Genomic DNA, 16,675 nt, shown 5'->3' on the forward strand with positions numbered 1-16,675 from the left:
TGATCGAGCATGTTGCGCAACGTGTTCAGTTGCTGCATCGCGGCGAAGGCTTCACGTGAGGTGAGGTCTGGACTGTAGGTACGGTCATCGAGAAGCCCGATGAGGTGCCCGTACAGTTCGGCGGAAAGAGTGGTGGTGTCGTCGATCATGGATTCCCCCCTGGATGATCTTGCGAGAAGTCCAGTGTAGCAGAAGATATGTTCGACGCGCAAGTGTTCGACGATTGATTAACAAGTGCGGCAACCGGTTTCGTCCCACCAGTGAGCAGTTGTCACAGCGGTGAACGGCTTTCCCAGCGATGAACAGCAGTCACGCCGTCCGGTGCGCGCAACATGGCCGGCCGGCGCAGGCAACTCAGCGCATCAAGCGCCGCATTGCTTGTCGTGTCATGAATCGACGCGGCCAACCCCGCGGCCCGGCGGCGGCAAGCGCCGCGCGCGCCGCGTTGTTGCCACACGCTCCGTGCACGCCACCGCCGGGATGGGCCGACGCCCCGGACAGGAACAGACCGGATACCGGCGTGATCGCCCCGCCCAGACCTGGCGTCGGACGAAAGATCAACTGCTGGAACAACTGTGCGGTGCCGCCGTTGACCGCTCCATCGACGAGGTTGGCGTCGGCCGTCTCTAGGGAGCGCGGGGTCTGCACATGTCGGTCGACGATCAGCTCGGCGAAGCCGGGCGCATGGCTTTCCACGACTTCGTCCATGCGCTGGGCCAGCACTGCGGCGGCCTCGTCGTCACCGACTCCGCGTGGCAGATGGCTGTAGGCCCAAGCGCTTTCGGTGCCTTTCGGAGAGCGGGTGGCATCGGCGGTGGTCATCTGACCGAACAGCAGGAACGGGTGATCGGGGATTCGGCCCGTTTCGATGTCGGCGGTGGCGTGGTTCGCGTTGGCCAGGTCGGCGCCGAGATGCACGGTGCCGGCACCGGCGAGGTTCGTGCTCGTCCACGGAATGGTTTGCTGCAGAGCGTAATCGATCTTGACCACCGGGGTGTCCCAGGTGAAGTTCGCAAGGTCGGCCAGGACCCGGGCGGGCACGTCCGCGGGTGTGAGCAATCGGGTGTAGAGCGCAGGCGCCGATACATCGGCGAGCACCGCCCGTCGTGCCGAGAATCGCCGTCCGTCGACGGTGGTGACGCCGGTGGCGCGGCCGTTGTGTACCTCGATCCGGTCGACGCGGGCGTCGCAGACGATCTGGCCGCCCGCCGAGGTCAAGCGGCGGGCCAGCGCGCCGGACAGTTCGCCGGAACCGCCGACGGGTACGGGGTAGCCGACGTCCTGCGCGAGCATCGTCAGCAGGTATCCCATCAGCCCGCTACCCGGAGCATCGAGCGGGATGTCGGAGTGCAGTGCGTTGCCCACGATCAGCAGCCGGGCGTGGTCGGAGCGGAACAGTTCGCGGACCATCTGATTGGCTGGCAGCACAAAGAACCGGGCCAGCCGCAGTGCTTCGGCGGTGCCGGTGGCACGGAGCAGCGCGCGCAGCCCGCGCATCGGCGGGAACGGGCCGAACAGGGTATCGAGGACGCCTACACGGATCGTCGCCCAGTGTGCGGTCAGCTCGAGCCAGGTACGCCCGTCCCGCTCGTCGTAGGAGGCAAGGTGTGCGGCGGTGTCGGCGGCGTCCGGATACACCACGGCGGCATCGCGATCCGCCGAACCGTTGGGATGACCGAATGCCAGGGGCGCCGCACTCCACCGCAGCCCGTGGGCACCGAGTTCGAGGTCGGCGAGGGCAGGGGACGCGACTGCGAGCGGGTAGAAGGCACTGAACGAGTCGGTGACGTAGCCGGGTGTGAGTTCGGTGCTGCGAATCGCGCCGCCCACCTCGGTGGCCGCCTCGAGCACGGTCACGTCCCACCCGGCGTCGGCGAGCCGGATCGCGGCGACGAGGCCGTTGTGACCGCCACCGACGACGATCGCATCTGACACACTCACCGACACCATCCCCTTTCGGCCGGGATCACCGGCGCCCAACGGCGTCGAGTACCCACCTGCCGGAAGAGTAGTCGCGTCTGAATCATCGAAACGTGGTCAGTGCCTGCTCGGGCCGACCTCGATCCGGCATCCCCGGTCGGGATTGCCCTCGCCCAGATGTGGGTATCCGGTGACGAGGGCGCCGAATGTGGCGTCACCCCGGTTGGACACCTACCGGTCGACACGGACAGGAGATAGGCGATGCCGAAGACCACCGAGCAGGGCACCCCGAAGGAATCGGAGCTGCCGAGCACGATTGCGCGTTCCGACGACAAGGCGCAGCGCACATTCGCCGAGACGCATGATTCGGCGCTGAACGAGTACCACTCGGAGGAACGTGCGCACCGCGTCGCCTACGCGGCGCTCAAGCATTCCTACGAGAAGGTCGGCGACCACTGGGAGGCCAAGAAGACGCGCGGTCCGTCCGACGACCGCGCGCGCAGCGGCGGACCCGACGCCTCGGGTTCGAGCGCCGAGGGAGTCGACGCCAACGCGAGCAAGCAACACCTCATGGACGTCGCCCGCGAACTCGACATCCACGGCCGGTCGTCGATGAACAAGGGCGAACTCGTCGATGCGATCGAGAAGGCCAATCGGCGGGCCACCGCGCGGAGCCGGTCGTGAGCCGGTCGTGAGCCGGACCCGAATTCAGGAGTGGCGGTACACCTTCACCGCCGCGGCGATCAGCGGGAACTGCAGCGGCAGCCGACCGATCGCGATCGCCTTGTAGATGGCTGGTCTGCGCCACCAGAGCCGCACCATGTTGATGTTGGCGGGATAGACCGCGACGAACAGCGCCGCTGCCGCGCCGGCCGCAGGCCGTCGGGTCGCCGGGGCGAGAAGTCCTGCGCCGATGGCGACCTCGGCCACCCCGGACGCGTAGGTGAGCGTGCGTTTGCCGTCGGGCAGCGCGTCGGGTACCACCTCGTCGGGGATGAGCTGGTCGAACGGTTTGGGCACCAGGAAGTGCAGGGTCCCCATCGTCAGCAGCATCGCTGCGAGCGCACGGGCGACCTGGGTGGGGGAGAAGCGTTTGAGCACGTCAGAACTCGATTCGTAGTCGGTCAGAGGTGGGGTGGGCCTGACAGCCGAGGATGTAGCCGTCCTCGATGTCTTCGGGGTCGAGGGCGCCGACATTGTCCATCTCGACCGTACCGTCGGTGAGAGTGCAAGCGCACGAACCGCATTCGCCCTCCTGGCACGAGTACGGGGCGTCCAGCCCGGCGTCGAGCATGATGTCGATGAGGGTGCGTCGGCGTGGCCACGACAACTCGTGGGTCTGCCCGTCGAGTTCCACCTCGACCGTAGCGGCGTCGGCCTGCTCGGCTTCGGTCACCTCGTCGAGGACGAGGTCGGCGAACGGATCGCCGGCGAGGGAGTTGTAGACCTCGGCATGCACGTCGTGATGGGCGAAACCGGCGGTGTGCAGGGCCGCGTGGACGGCCTCCATGAAGGCGCCCGGACCGCACATGTAGGCCGCGTGCCCGGGGAACGCAGCGAAGATCGTGGCCAGTGCCTCGGTGGACGGCAGGCCCTGCAGGGTCTCGAGCCAGTGGATGACGACCAGCCGGTCCGGGTGGGCCGACTGCAACTCGCGCAGCTCGCCGGCGAAGATGACGTCGTCGGCGCCGCGGTTGGCGTAGAAGAACACCACCCGGCCGCGGCCGGCGGCCAGCGCGGTCTTGAGAATCGACATCACCGGGGTCACGCCACTGCCGGCGGCGATGAGCAGCAGGGGCTCGTCGAGTGAGCGTGGGGTGAACACGCCCGACGGCGGCAGCGCCTCGATCTGCGATCCGGCGGCGAGGTTGTCACACACCCAATTCGACCCGTAACCGTCTACCGTCCGTTTCACGGTCACCTTGGGCAACTCCTCGCCCGCCGGGGAGGACGCCAGCGAATAGCAGCGCGCCACCGAGCCGGTCTGCTCGCTCGGGATACGCAGGGTGAGGAACTGGCCCGCCCGGTAGTCGGTGAAGGCCTCTTTGGCGCTCTCCGGGATGTCGAAGACGATCGACCGGGCATCGGGTGTCTCGTCGATGACGTCGGCCACGGTGAGGATCACGCTGCGAGAGCCGTGTGGCGTCAGTGCGGTCATGTCCGAAGGTCTCCTGGAGCGTCGGGGTGCATTCCAACAAAATTAGAACACGCAAAATTAGAACACGTTCTACTTTGAGCCTAGCCGAAGAACACGGTGGGCCGGGCTCGACGGTGCCGCGTCCAGGGTAATCGCCGTGGCGGGCACTTCTGGGTCCCGGTCGGCGGCCGAGCGCTCGACGCCGGCGCTCAGTGCAGGGCCGCGACACCGTTGGCGAGGACCCGGCAGCCGGCGCGGATCAGCTCCTCGAGATCGGCATCGGCGTCGGCAAGCCATTGTTCGTAGGCGGCCAGGGCGGTGCCCAGACACATCCACCCGATCGTCTGGGGCAGGTGATCGTCGTCCGCCAGTCCGAGCCGATGCGCGCAGAACTCGGCGATCACCTGCCGCCAGTCGGCGTACATCAGCATCGAATGTGCTTGCAGGCTTGGGACTCCGAGCAGAAGTTGCATCCGTCGGCGATGGCTGTCGAGCATGGGGTCGGGGACCGCGTTGAAGGCGATCAGCGCGCGCGTGACGGCCTCGGCGATGGGTAGGCCGGCGGGGATCTCGGCAAGCATCGCACGGAGATCGTTCAGGTGCGCGTCGAAGTCACCCCACGGGATGGCGTTCTTCGACGGGAAGTACCGGAACAGGGTCCGACGTGCCACGCCGACGGCGTCGGCGATGTCGTCGACGCTGGTCTCCTCGAAGCCGACGGTGGTGAACAGGTCGATGGCGATCGCACTGATCTGTGCGCGCGTGGTCCGCGGCCGGCGGCCGGATGCGGTGGCGTTCTCGGCGCTCATCAGGCCTCTCTGGGCGTTCTACCTGTCCAGTCGGCCAGGATTCGGGGGTGGGGTTTATTTCTGCACTCGGTGCCACTACAGTAACTCGTGATCCACATCACTACCCGAACAATAGGAGGTCTGGATCATGGCCGATCACACAACCACGGCGGCTCAGGACTTGTCGGCTCCGGCCGAGGCCGAGTCGGAGCTCGTCAGCGAGTCCCTCGTCGAAGAGGTCTCGATCGACGGGATGTGCGGGGTCTACTGATGTCCACCCCGACATCTGCTCCGGTTGCCGGCGGCCGCACCTCCGCGGTCGCCGGCAACCGGCGCGACACCGACGTCCACACTTCTGGGTCCTTCGCCACCGATGCGGCCTGGGAGCTCAATCCTCAAGTGGCGCTGCGCCCAGAGCCGTTCGGCGCGCTGCTCTATCACTTCGGCACCCGCAAACTGTCATTTCTGAAGAACGTGCCGGTGGTCGGGATCGTCCGGTCCCTCGCCGAGCACGACACCGCCGACGCGGCGCTCGCGGCGGCGGGGATCGGCGCAAATGACCGGGCCATGTATGTGCAGGCACTGGCCGCTCTCGCCGACTCCGAGATGATCCGCCGGCGCTGAGAGCCCCTAGCGCACAGAACGTCCCGACCGCCCCGAACGTCCCGACACCCTCCAGCCCAAGGAGAAGCAGATGACCACACTCGAGTTGCCGCCCACCGCAACCGAACTCGCTGCCGCTTCGGTGACGCGGCCGGCGGCGCCACCGAAGGTCGGCCGACTCGTCGATCAGTTCGAGAAAGGGCTCGACGCCCCGATCTGTCTGACCTGGGAGCTGACCTACGCGTGCAACCTGGCCTGCGTGCACTGCCTGTCGTCGTCGGGTAAACGCGACCCGCGTGAGCTCTCGACCGAACAATGCAAGGCGATCATCGACGAGCTCTCGCGCATGCAGGTCTTCTATGTCAACATCGGCGGCGGGGAGCCGACGGTGCGCCCGGACTTCTGGGAACTCGTCGACTATGCGACCAGCCACCAGGTGGGAGTGAAGTTCTCCACCAACGGTTTACGCATCGACAAGAAGGTCGCCGCCCGGCTGGCCGCGTCGGACTACGTCGACGTGCAGATCTCGCTCGACGGCGCGACGGCGGAGGTCAACGACGCCGTGCGCGGGCCCGGCTCCTTCGACATGGCGGTGCGCGCGCTGGAGAATCTGCACGAGGCCGGTTTTGCCGACGCCAAGATCTCGGTGGTGATGACGCGGCAGAACGTCTCCCAGCTCGACGAGTTCAAGGCGCTCGCCGACCGCTACGGTGCCACCCTGCGCATTACCCGGCTGCGTCCCTCCGGCCGCGGCGCCGACGTGTGGGATGACCTGCACCCCTTGCCCACTCAGCAGCGTGAGCTCTACGACTGGCTTGTCGCGCACGGCGAGAACGTGCTGACCGGCGACTCGTTCTTCCACCTGTCGGCGTTCGGTGGGGCCGGCGGGGGCGGGCTGCCCGGCCTGAACCTGTGCGGGGCGGGCCGCGTGGTGTGCCTGATCGATCCGGTCGGCGATGTCTACGCCTGCCCGTTCGCCATCCACGAGAACTTCCTCGCCGGCAACATTCTCGACAATGGTGGCTTCCAAGAGATCTGGCAGCACTCGGAGCTGTTCGGTGAGTTGCGTGAACCGCAGAATGCGGGGGCCTGTACCAAGTGTGCCCACTTCGACGCGTGCCGCGGCGGCTGCATGGCGGCGAAGTTCTTCACCGGGCTGCCACTCGCGGGTCCCGATCCCGAATGTGTCCAGGGCTTCGGTGAGCAACTGCTCGCCGGCGACCGCACCACCCCGACCGCCAACAAAGACCATTCGCGCGGCACGCCGCTGACGCTGATGACCCGACGCGACGACGGCGAGCTCACACCGATCGGTGCCCCGCCGTCGAAGAACTGTGATGAGAACCCGCTGGCCGGGTTCTCTCTGTAGCCGCACCGGCAGATAGGTAAACGATAATGGTCACCAATCCCTGGGCCCGTAATCCCTGGTTCGAATCCGTTCACGAGGCGCAACGCCGCGCCAAGAAGCGACTGCCGAAGTCGGTGTACTCGTCGTTGATCGCCGGTACGCAGGCCGGCGTGACCGTCCGCGACAACGTCGATGCGTATTCGGAAATCGGGTTTGCCCCGCACGTGATCGGTGCGCAGCCCGAGCGAGAACTCGCGACCACGGTGATGGGGCAGGAGTTGCCGTTCCCGGTGCTGATCAGCCCCACCGGGGTGCAGGCCGTCGACCCCGACGGTGAGGTCGCGGTGGCACGTGCCGCGGCGGCACGCGGCACGGCGATGGGGTTGTCCAGCTTTGCCTCTCATCCGATCGAAGAGGTCACGGCGGTCAACGACAAGATCTTCTTCCAGATCTACTGGCTCGGCAGCCGCGAGGAGATCCTCGAGCGTGCCCTGCGCGCGAGGGAGGCCGGGGCCAAGGGGCTGATCGTCACCACCGATTGGGTTTTCAACGTCGGCCGCGACTGGGGCAGCCCGGAGATCCCGGAGAAGGTGGACGTCAAGGCGTTGCTGCGGCTCGCGCCGGAGATCGCGGTCAAGCCGCGCTATGCGATGGACTGGATTCGCGACGGCAAGATCAACATTCCGGACCTGACGGCACCGAATGTGTCCAAGGGCAAGGGATTACCCGGACCGACGTTTTTCGGTGCCTATGGGGAGTGGATGAGCACCGCACCGCCCACGTGGGACGATCTGGCCTGGCTTCGCGAGAAGTGGGGCGGTCCGTTCATGGTCAAGGGTGTCACCCGCCTCGACGACGCCAGACGCGCCGTCGACATCGGTGCGACGGCACTGTCGGTGTCCAATCACGGCGGCAACAACCTCGACGGCACCCCGGCCACGATCCGGATGTTGCCGGCAATCGCCGACGCGGTCGGTGACCAGATCGAGGTCCTGCTCGACGGCGGTATCCGCCGCGGCAGCGACGTCGCCAAGGCGGTGGCGCTCGGTGCCCGCGCCGTGATGATCGGCCGGGCGTATCTGTGGGGGCTGGCCGCCAACGGTCAGGCCGGCGTCGAGAACGTGCTCGACCTACTCCGCATGGGTCTTGACGGCGTGGTGATGGGCTTGGGCCACAAGAGTGTTCACGAACTCTCCCGGGACGACCTGATCATCCCCGACGACTTCACGCGCTCCTTCGGCGACGCCTGAAACCGAGCGCGCTCAGACCTTGGAGTTGCCCATGTCGATCTGGAACTGTGAGCCCGTGACGGCGCGTGCCTGCGGGGAGGTCAGGTACAGCACCGCGTCGGAGATGTCATCGAGTGACGCAACCGGGAAGTGATCCAGCATCGAGATGAAATACCTTGTGTATTCGCCCATCTCGAAGATCTTCAGGGCCGAGGGATCGGCGACACCCATCGGGGTATCCACCGCGTACGGGTGGATGGAGTTGACCCGGATGCGGCGAGGGGCGAGTTCTTTTGCCACCGTCTGGGCCAGTCCGGTCAAGGCGTACTTCGACGCCGAATACGCCGCCTGCACCGGCATCGCCTTGAGTCCGGCGACCGAGGCGATGACGACGATCGATCGGTTCTCCGCGTCGGTGTCCAACAGTGCGGGGATGGTGGCGCGCAACGTCTTCCAGGTGCCCACGACGTTGACGTCGACGACGTCGGTGAATTCCTGTTCGGTCAGCTCCCACGACAGTCCCCACGAGAGGATCCCGGCGTTGGCGATGACGTGGTCGATGCGGCCGAACTGCCGGACCCCGTCGGCAACGAGCTGCTCCTGGAACGCCAGGTCGCGGGTATCGCCTTGGCGGGCTAGGATTTTCCCGCCTGCTTCCTCGACGAGGCGGATGGTTTCGGCGAGGTCGTCGCCGGTTGCCGCGGGGTAGGTGATGTGATCGGCGACTTCTCCTGCGATGTCAAGGCCGATGATCGACGCACCCTCACGGGCAAAGCGGAGGGCGTGGTTACGTCCTTGGCCACGGGCGATGCCGGTGATGTAGACGACCTTGCCGTCGAACTGTCCCATGGGCAAAAACTGTAACACGTTCTACTTCAACGTGACGGGTAACCGAGGATGCGCTGACGGCGGGTCAGTCGACCCAGAGATCGGCCGGATCGGTCGCCTGCCGAGCCGGGCCGGCGGGCGTGGGCGGGGTGGTCCGCGAGAAGCGTGGTGCCACCTGCGCCTGCATGACCCCGTCGATCTCGACGAGGTTGCTGCGGGCGGCCATGTGGGGGTCGGCCGGAGCCTCGGCAAAGGTCAGCACCGGCGACGTGCAGGCGTCGGTGCCCTCGAAGATCTCGGCCCACTCGTCGCGGGTGCGGGTGGCGAAGGTGTCGGTGAAGACCTGCTTCAGCCGGGGCCAGTTCGCCATGTCGTTCTGCTCGGGCAGGTCGGTCTCGGTGAGTCCGAGGCCCTTGATGAGTTCGGCGTAGAACTGCGGCTCGATCGCGCCGACCGCCATGTACCTGCCGTCGGAGGTTTCATAGACCTCGTAGTAGGGCGCGCCGGTGTCGAGGAGGTTCACGCCGCGCTCATCCGACCACAATCCGGTGCCACGGAATGCCCACATCATCTGTCCGAGAACGGAAGCCCCGTCGACCATCGCGGCGTCGACGACCTGGCCGCGGCCGGAGAACTGACGCTCGAACAGTGCGGCGAGCACGCCCATGATCAAGAACATCGAGCCGCCGCCGAAGTCGCCGGCCAGGTTGAGCGGCGGCACGGGACGCTCGCCGCGGCGACCGATCGCGTGCAGTATGCCGGTGAGCGAGATGTAGTTGATGTCGTGGCCGGCGCGGTCGGCGCGCGGGCCGTCCTGGCCCCAGCCGGTCATGCGCCCGTAGACCAGGCCCGGGTTGAGCTCGGCGACGTCGTCGGGACCGAAGCCGAGACGTTCCATGACGCCCGGCCGGAATCCCTCGAGCACGACGTCGGCCTTGCCGATGAGGCGCCGGACGGTGTCGCGATCGGTCGGATCCTTGAGGTTCGCCTCGACGACGCGGCGTCCGCGCAGCAGCGCGTCGGCGTTGCGGCCTTCCGGGGGGAGTGTGCCGGGGCGTTGGACTCGGATGACATCGGCACCGAGGTCGGCCAACATCATCGCCGCATGCGGACCGGGGCCGATGCCGGCGAATTCGACTACGCGCAGCCGATTCAGCGGTCCATTCGTGGCGCCGTTCGCTGTCGGTTCAATGGTCATGGGCGTCCCTCCCTCGACGGGTGTCGGTTGTGTTCTGCGACACAGGTGCGCTCCAGGATTGCACAACCGATCGAGCGCTCGTACAAGTGGTCGGAAACTGCCGGATTCGGGTCGGTCAATTGCCGTCGACCGGGTTACCGCGGCGGTCCGAGCGCATTACACTTGCTCGAATGGTGCGACCGGCGGCGTTGGGGCAGTACGCGTCGCCGCAGGTTGCAGATTCTGAAGTCACCCTGCTCGTGCCGGTCGGGTCGGTGGAACAGCACGGCCCGCATCTCCCACTCGATACCGATACCCGGATCGCGGTGGCGGTGGCCGCGGGTACCCGGAGCGCCCTGTCCGATCCTGCCCACTACGTCATCGCGCCGGAGATCGCCTACGGGGCGAGCGGTGAGCACGAGGGCTTTGCCGGGACGATCTCGCTGGGGCAGGAGGCGCTGGCCGGCCTCCTCATCGAATTCGGCCGCAGTGCGTGCCGGTGGGCGCGTCGAATCGTCTTCGTCAACGGACATGGCGGCAATGTGGCGACGTTGGCCACCGCCGTGCGCACATTGCGATATGAGCGGCGTGAGGTCACCTGGTATGCCTGTGCCTTCCCCGGTGGCGACGCACACGCCGGACATACGGAAACCTCTATCCTGCTGCACCTTTCACCGGAGTCGGTACGCATCGATCGCCTTGAACCCGGCAATTGTGAACCGATGGGTGTATTGATGGGGGCCATGCGTTCGGGCGGGGTGGTGGCGGTGAGCGAGAACGGAATCCTCGGCGATCCGCGGTCGGCGACCGCCGAGCATGGTGCCGACCTACTCGGCGGGGCGGTCGCCGACCTCGCCCGGGCGGTCGCGGGATGGACTGTCGACGACGGGGGGAGGCTGCGGTGACGATAACCGAGTGGGTCGCGCAAACGGTACCGGACGGCAGTGATGCGGGATTGCCGGATGGTTTCCAGGTCCAGATCGACATGCGGTGCGCGCGCCGCGGAGATCTTCGATATCTCGTCGGCGGGTCACCCACCCGGATGCTGCGGCTCGGTGACACCGCCCTGGGCATGACATCGGCGGATGGCCGAATCGAGGTGTGTGACGCCGCCACGCGGAGCCTGTCACGCACGCTGCTCGAGGCGGGCATCGCCCACCCGCGACCCATGGCGGGGCCAACGCCGGACGATGTCACCATCGTGATCCCGGTGCGCGACAACCAGTTCGGCGTCGACCGGTTACTCGCCGCCGTCGCCGGGACGCGCGTCATCGTCGTCGACGACGGCTCCGCGGTACCGCTCACCGCGCAGGGGGCGCTCGTCGAATTGATCCGCTTCGAGCACAATCGTGGGCCGGCGGCGGCGCGCAACGCCGGGGCGGCGGCCGCCACGACCGACTTCGTCGCATTCCTCGATTCCGACGTGGTACCCGAGCCGGACTGGCTGGTGATGCTGCTGGCCCACTTCTCCGATCCACTGGTGGCGCTGGCGGCGCCGCGCATCGTCGGCTTGTCGGCGCACCCGCACGAGGGACGGCAGTCGATGGCCGAGCGGTACGAGAACGGGTATTCCTCCCTCGACATGGGTCCTGCCGAGGCTGCCGTCGCACCTGGTACATCCGTACCATACGTGCCCAGCGCGGCAATGATCCTGCGGCGCAAGTCGTTCTGTGGATTCGATGAGGACCTGCGGGTCGCTGAGGACGTCGATCTGTGCTGGCGGCTACACGAGACGGGGTGGCGGGTGCGCTACGACCCGGTTGCTCGGGTCGCCCACGATCATCGGACGAATATGCGCGAGGTGCTCTCCCGCCGCCGCTACTACGGCACCGGTGCCGCGTTTCTTGCGCAACGGCACGGCACGCGGGCCGCGCCGATGGTGATGACCGCCTCGATGGGGGTGGCCGTGGCGGCGCTGCTGTCGAGGACCACGTTCGGTCTCGTCCTGGCCTTCCTCGTGCTGGGCCGGACGGCGTATCGGCTGCGGAGCCGGCTCGGTGACCTACCCGACGCCCCGGTGGCGGCGGCCCAGATGACGGGCCGCGCTGCCGGGTATGGGTTACTGCAGGCGGCCGGGGCGATCTGTCGGCACTATTGGCCGGTCGCAGTACTACTTGCCTTGGTGTCTCGGCGCTTTCGATGCCTGGTCATCGAGGTCGCGATCGCCGAAGGGCTCATCGAATGGGTGCGGGCCGTGCTGGCCGATACCACCCGTGAACCGGCCATCGGGCCGTTCGCCTACCTGCTCTGCCGACGCCTCGACGACCTCGCCTACGGTGCGGGTCTCTGGGAAGGTGTTGTGCGCGAACGCGATCTCGGCGCATTGCGTCCGGTCGTGACACGCTGAGGTGCGCTCGCCGGACGTCAGCGGATCGGAGCATTCCGACGTCGTCATCGTCGGGGCGGGCAGCGCCGGATGTGTGCTTGCCGAGAAGCTGAGCCGCGACGGCGCCCGGTCGGTGCTGCTGCTCGAGCAGGGGCCGTCGTTTCCCGACGTCGGTATCCGCGATCTGCGCCGGCTCCCGGTCGGGGCCGATTCACGATATGTGACGACGATTCCGGAACGTTCGGGTCAGGTCGTGGTGCGTGGGCGTGGGCTCGGGGGATCGTCGGCAATCAACGGCGGCTACTTTCTGCGTTGGCACGACACCGATTTCGCCGGATGGCCGGCCGGCTGGGACCGCGGCACGGTCGAGTCCGCCTACCGTGAACTCGACGATCCCGACGGCACCATGTCGGTGCGTCCGGCCGCCGATGCCGAACTCGGCGCGGCGGCATCGGCCTTCGAATCCTTCTGGTCCGCACGGGTACCCGTGCGCGACGTCGCACACAGGTGGCCGATCGTGGGACTCAATCGGGTCCTGGGCAACCACCTCGGCGGACTACGGATGACCGCCGCCGAGGCATACCTGCGCCCTGCGGCCGGCCGGCCGAACCTGCGGGTGGTCACCGGCGCCCGCGTCGGCGAGCTACTTGTCCGCGGGCGCACGGTCACCGGCGTCCGGACCGTCGGGGGCGCCGACATCTCGGGCGGAGAGGTGATCCTGTGCGCCGGGACGCTGGGCACGGCCGAACTGCTGTTGCGGTCGCCGCAGGGTGCTCTCCGCGTCGGTCAGACGGTGCGGGTCGGCGAACACCGGGAGATCCAGGTCGGTTATGGCCGACGCGGCGTCGAGGAACTCAAGCCTCTCCTGCAGACCGTCGTCCACACCGACGACGGCGTCGAGATCCGTTGCTATTCCGATGATTTCGACCGATACATCTCGGGCGGAGCGGGGGGTCGGCCGGTGATCGGGATCGCCGGGATGACGCGTGCGGGCCGCGGCGAGGTGACCTTGGGGGTGGTGGCCCCGGGTGGGGTGATCCCGGCGGCGCGCGGTGGGCTGCGCCTGTCGCTCGCTCCGCTCGACCCGGCCGATGCCGCCGCGATGTGGTCGCGAGCAGATGACGTCGCAGATATGTTGGCGTCCACGGAATTCGGCGATCTGGTCGTCCCCGGATCGATCGTCATCGACCCGGTGATCCGCACCTCCCAGCACGCCTGGGGCTCCATGCCGATGGGCGAGACCACCGACGGGCTCGGTGCGGTCGACGGGGTGCGGGGACTGCGCATCGTCGATGGATCGATCCTGCCTACTCCCGGACGCAGTGGGCCACATGCCACCACCATGATGATGGCCTGCCGGATCGGGGATGACTTGGCAGCCGGCGATCACGCGTGACGGATACCCGGCGCGTATCCGGGTGTCAGATCAGCGTGGACCAGTAGTCCCAGAATCGGATGCCGATGGCGACGATGACGATCGCGTACCACAGAGGCAGTAGCACCCAGAGCCAGCCGCGGATCTCGTGGGCCCGATCGGAGTCACCCATGAGGCGTCCGACGCTGAGGATCAGCAGGATCGGCGTCAGCGCCCAGACCGCCATGCAGTACGGGCAGAGTGCGTTGATCCGGTACAGGCTCTGGAAGGCGAGCCAGTTGACGAAGACGAAACCCAATGCGAGACAGATTGTCTGGCCAAGCCAATACCAGCGTGGCAGGGTCACCCGGGTGGTGGTCAGGACGCCGGTCACGATGATCACCGAGAACGCGGCGATACCGATCAGCGGATTGGGGAATCCGAAGAGGCGGGCCTGCGCGGTCACCATGACCGAGCCGCACGACAGCACCGGATTGATGCTGCAGCTCGGCACATATGACGGATTGATCAGGATCTGGATGCGCTCGATCGTCAGTGTCGTCGAGGCGACGAAGCCGACGACACCGAGGACGAACACCACGATTCCGGTGACGCGGGAGACCTCCGGCCGCTGCAGCCACCACGAACGGCCGTCGTCGATCCCGCTGCCGTCGGTGGCCACGGCGGCGGCGTCCTGCTCTTGCACGTCAGTCGGTTCCGTGGTCGGTGTCCCGGAATCGGGGGCCGCATCGGCGCGAGATTCGGTCTTGCTCATGGTTCGTCGCTTCGCTTCGGGTGTACTCACTGCTGGGCGCCGGCGGCCTGGTTGATTGCGGCGAGGAAGGCCTGCGGCCCCTGCTGGATATCGAAGTCCTGGCCGTTGATCTTGACCGTGGGTGTTCCGCTGATCTGAGACTTGTTGGTCTGATCGGTGACCCACGCCTTGAAGTGCGCATCGCTGATGCACTGCTTGACGTTGCCGGGAGCGCCGGCCTTGGTGGCATACGAGGCCAACTGGTCGTCGCTCAGACCCGCACTGTTCTCTTCGGGCTGGTTCTCATACAGAAGGCCGTGGAACTTCAGCCACACCGCGAAATTGTCGGCCCCCTTGGTCGCCTCGGCGACACACGCCGAGGCGTTGGCCGAGCGCGTGGAGTAATCGGTGCTGGACATCTTGTCGAGGATCGCGACGGGCTGATAGTCGATGGCGACCTTCGGGTTGGACCGCGCCTGCGTCAGCGCGTCGGAGTAGACCTGCTCGAACTGCTTGCAGACCGGGCACTGGAAGTCCTCATAGATCTGCACGGTCGCCGGCGGCGTGGTACCCGCCGGAGCGGTGGTGAGCCGGAAGGCGTTGTTGGTCACGACCGACGGCGTGGCACCGGCGATCGGCGCGCCGTCGTCTTTGCTGCCGAGCTTGCCGTTGGATGCGAGAATGGCAACTGCCACGACAGCGGCGATCACGATGATCGCGACTGTCGATCCGATCCGTATCCACAGCGAACGTCGCCGTTCGGCTGCGCGCGGATCGACAATCGGCTTGCGGCGTTTGTCTGCCACTGTTCTCTCTCCCTGGTTCACGGGTTCGGTGCGCGGACGTCGGGCACCTGGCGCCGGCCATACCGGGTCGCATGGACCTGCATGGACCTGCACGCCGGTGTTCAGGGTACTGGCAGGTGGCTGAGGACTATCTGAGCGGTACCGAGGCCGGGACGTTGGTCCCGCGTGGCCCTCGTCACGTCGGTGGCCGGCCGCCCGAGAGCGGGCCGTTCAGCGCTTCTACACACGGTCGTAGACTGGGCGCGACGCCGTCTCGCTGCGACGTTGCTAGGAGAGCTTCTGTGACCGCCCCAGACGATGCCCGTACCGATGTCGATTCGCCTGCCGATGTGGATCCGTCCACTGATGTCGAATCCCCATCAGACCCGGTGACCGGGCAACCCGACGCCGACGACTCGAAGGTCGCCGTACCGGCCGCCGACACATCAGGCCCGCGCCGGCCCACCGTCGCAGCGACGCGTTGGGTCGGTGCGGTGCTCATCGCGGGCTTGGCAGGTGTCGTCGTCTACGCCTTGGTGTCCGGGCCGGCGCGCCAGATCGAACGCGGCGACCCGTATCCCGGCCTGACCACCTCGGTGCTCGTCGTCGCCGGGTACTTCGCCGGCGCCGCGCTCGCCGCCTTGTGCCTGGGCGCACTGGCCTTCGTGGTGACCGGTTCGCGGCCCGACCACGACGGCATCATCGACGCCGGGGTCTACCGCGCGCACCGGCTGGTGTCGGGTGCGACGCCGGTGTGGGCGCTGCTCGCCTGGGTGATGGTGGGGGTCTCGGCAGCCGACGGCTACGGGGTCTCGCTGAGCAAACTGCTGTCCTCGGGGAAGCTGTTCGAGGCGATCGGCATCAGTGAAGGGGCTGTCGCCTGGCTGGTGGTCGCCATTCTCGCCACGATCGTCGCCATCGCGATCCGATTCTTCTTGTCGTGGATCGCGCACCTGGTGCTGCTTGTTCCCACCGGCATCGCGGTCGCCGCGTTGCCGATGGCAGGCAACGGCGGGCAGGGACCGAATCACGACTACGCCACCAGCCTCGTCATCCTCTTCGTACTGGCGCTGGCCGTGTCCATCGGCTACCGCGTCGCCTATGTGACGGCGCCGGCCATTCGCAGTGAGGGTGACCGCGCGATCCTCGAACGCCGGCACGCGCGGGTCGTGGCGGTCGCCGACATCGTGGCACTGCTTTCCGGGATCTTCCTCGTCGCGCTGTTCGTACCTGCCCGGTTCCTGTTCACCACCGCATTCGGGGTGGCATCGGTGCTGATGGTGCTCGGTCTGCTGGCGGCGGCGGCATGCAGTGTGTGCGCGTTGCGGCCCGGGCCGCCACGCGCCCGGCTCGGGCGTGCCGGGCTGGGCGGGGGCGCACCGCTGGGGGGGGGCTGGGCGTGCTGGGCGGGCATGGTCACCCGGGG

General features: G+C 67.3%; 16 protein-coding genes and 1 pseudogene. 9 read left to right on the top strand and 8 right to left on the bottom strand.

Going from position 1 to position 16,675, the window contains the following annotated elements; genetic code table 11:
* Positions 1–354: 354 nt before the first annotated feature.
* Positions 355–1,950, bottom strand: coding sequence for a phytoene desaturase family protein (locus ACPXB3_RS21185; RefSeq protein ID WP_425729500.1), 1,596 nt, complete (start codon positions 1,948–1,950; stop codon positions 355–357).
* Positions 1,951–2,181: 231 nt separating this feature from the next.
* Between ACPXB3_RS21185 and ACPXB3_RS21190 the strand changes: the two genes are divergently transcribed.
* Positions 2,182–2,604 carry a ChaB family protein gene (locus ACPXB3_RS21190; RefSeq protein ID WP_425706954.1) on the top strand — a complete coding sequence of 141 codons (423 nt, stop codon included), beginning with the start codon at positions 2,182–2,184 and terminating at the stop codon, positions 2,602–2,604.
* Positions 2,605–2,628: 24 nt separating this feature from the next.
* On the opposite strand, the gene ACPXB3_RS21195 is transcribed toward ACPXB3_RS21190, so the two are convergent.
* The 3 genes from ACPXB3_RS21195 to mftR all read right to left on the bottom strand — a co-directional run bounded on the left by ACPXB3_RS21195 (position 2,629) and on the right by mftR (position 4,866).
* A complete protein-coding gene (locus ACPXB3_RS21195) occupies positions 2,629–3,021 on the bottom strand; it encodes a DoxX family protein (RefSeq protein WP_425706955.1) in 393 nt (130 codons plus the stop codon).
* A gap of 1 nt (position 3,022) precedes the next feature.
* Positions 3,023–4,078 (bottom strand): 2Fe-2S iron-sulfur cluster-binding protein, encoded by a 1,056-nt coding sequence (locus tag ACPXB3_RS21200; RefSeq protein WP_425706956.1) that lies wholly within the window; start codon positions 4,076–4,078, stop codon positions 3,023–3,025.
* A gap of 188 nt (positions 4,079–4,266) precedes the next feature.
* Positions 4,267–4,866, bottom strand: coding sequence for a mycofactocin system transcriptional regulator (gene mftR, locus ACPXB3_RS21205; RefSeq protein WP_425706957.1), 600 nt, complete (start codon positions 4,864–4,866; stop codon positions 4,267–4,269).
* A 127-nt stretch (positions 4,867–4,993) separates the two neighbouring features.
* On the opposite strand from mftR, the gene mftA reads away from it, so the two are divergent.
* The 4 genes from mftA (at position 4,994) to mftD (ending at position 8,046) form a co-directional block, all read left to right on the top strand.
* Complete coding sequence (gene mftA / locus ACPXB3_RS21210) at positions 4,994–5,116, top strand: mycofactocin precursor MftA (RefSeq protein WP_425706958.1); 123 nt, start codon at positions 4,994–4,996, stop codon at positions 5,114–5,116.
* A complete protein-coding gene (gene mftB, locus ACPXB3_RS21215; protein WP_425706959.1) occupies positions 5,116–5,469 on the top strand; it encodes a mycofactocin biosynthesis chaperone MftB in 354 nt (117 codons plus the stop codon). Before mftA ends, mftB begins: the two co-directional genes overlap by 1 nt.
* Positions 5,470–5,539: 70 nt before the next feature.
* Positions 5,540–6,817 carry a mycofactocin radical SAM maturase gene (gene mftC, locus ACPXB3_RS21220; protein WP_425706960.1) on the top strand — a complete coding sequence of 426 codons (1,278 nt, stop codon included), beginning with the start codon at positions 5,540–5,542 and terminating at the stop codon, positions 6,815–6,817.
* Positions 6,818–6,843: 26 nt separating this feature from the next.
* Positions 6,844–8,046 carry a pre-mycofactocin synthase MftD gene (gene mftD, locus ACPXB3_RS21225; protein ID WP_425706961.1) on the top strand — a complete coding sequence of 401 codons (1,203 nt, stop codon included), beginning with the start codon at positions 6,844–6,846 and terminating at the stop codon, positions 8,044–8,046.
* A 12-nt stretch (positions 8,047–8,058) separates the two neighbouring features.
* Here mftD and ACPXB3_RS21230 read toward each other — a convergent pair whose 3' ends face one another.
* Positions 8,059–8,874, bottom strand: coding sequence for a mycofactocin-coupled SDR family oxidoreductase (locus tag ACPXB3_RS21230; RefSeq protein ID WP_425706962.1), 816 nt, complete (start codon positions 8,872–8,874; stop codon positions 8,059–8,061).
* Positions 8,875–8,938: 64 nt separating this feature from the next.
* Positions 8,939–10,051 (bottom strand): CaiB/BaiF CoA transferase family protein, encoded by a 1,113-nt coding sequence (locus ACPXB3_RS21235; protein ID WP_425706963.1) that lies wholly within the window; start codon positions 10,049–10,051, stop codon positions 8,939–8,941.
* A 170-nt stretch (positions 10,052–10,221) separates the two neighbouring features.
* On the opposite strand from ACPXB3_RS21235, the gene mftE reads away from it, so the two are divergent.
* From mftE to mftG, 3 genes are read left to right on the top strand one after another with little or no spacing between them, the layout of a single operon-like run.
* Positions 10,222–10,935 carry a mycofactocin biosynthesis peptidyl-dipeptidase MftE gene (mftE, locus tag ACPXB3_RS21240; protein WP_425706964.1) on the top strand — a complete coding sequence of 238 codons (714 nt, stop codon included), beginning with the start codon at positions 10,222–10,224 and terminating at the stop codon, positions 10,933–10,935.
* Entirely contained in the window at positions 10,932–12,377 is a 1,446-nt protein-coding gene (gene mftF, locus ACPXB3_RS21245; protein WP_425729485.1) for a mycofactocin biosynthesis glycosyltransferase MftF, read from the top strand. The genes mftE and mftF overlap by 4 nt, the downstream gene beginning before the upstream one ends.
* A gap of 1 nt (position 12,378) precedes the next feature.
* Complete coding sequence (gene mftG, locus ACPXB3_RS21250; RefSeq protein ID WP_425729487.1) at positions 12,379–13,752, top strand: mycofactocin system GMC family oxidoreductase MftG; 1,374 nt, start codon at positions 12,379–12,381, stop codon at positions 13,750–13,752.
* A gap of 25 nt (positions 13,753–13,777) precedes the next feature.
* Here the strand turns inward: mftG and ACPXB3_RS21255 are convergent, their stop codons facing one another.
* Entirely contained in the window at positions 13,778–14,485 is a 708-nt protein-coding gene (locus tag ACPXB3_RS21255) for a vitamin K epoxide reductase family protein (RefSeq protein WP_425729488.1), read from the bottom strand.
* A 26-nt stretch (positions 14,486–14,511) separates the two neighbouring features.
* A complete protein-coding gene (locus ACPXB3_RS21260) occupies positions 14,512–15,270 on the bottom strand; it encodes a DsbA family protein (protein WP_425706968.1) in 759 nt (252 codons plus the stop codon).
* A 281-nt stretch (positions 15,271–15,551) separates the two neighbouring features.
* Between ACPXB3_RS21260 and ACPXB3_RS21265 the strand changes: the two are divergent.
* Positions 15,552–16,675, top strand: a pseudogene (locus tag ACPXB3_RS21265) (cytochrome c oxidase assembly protein); the annotation flags it as partial.

The organism is Gordonia sp. DT219 (genome assembly GCF_049847065.1).
Lineage (GTDB): Bacteria > Actinomycetota > Actinomycetes > Mycobacteriales > Mycobacteriaceae > Gordonia.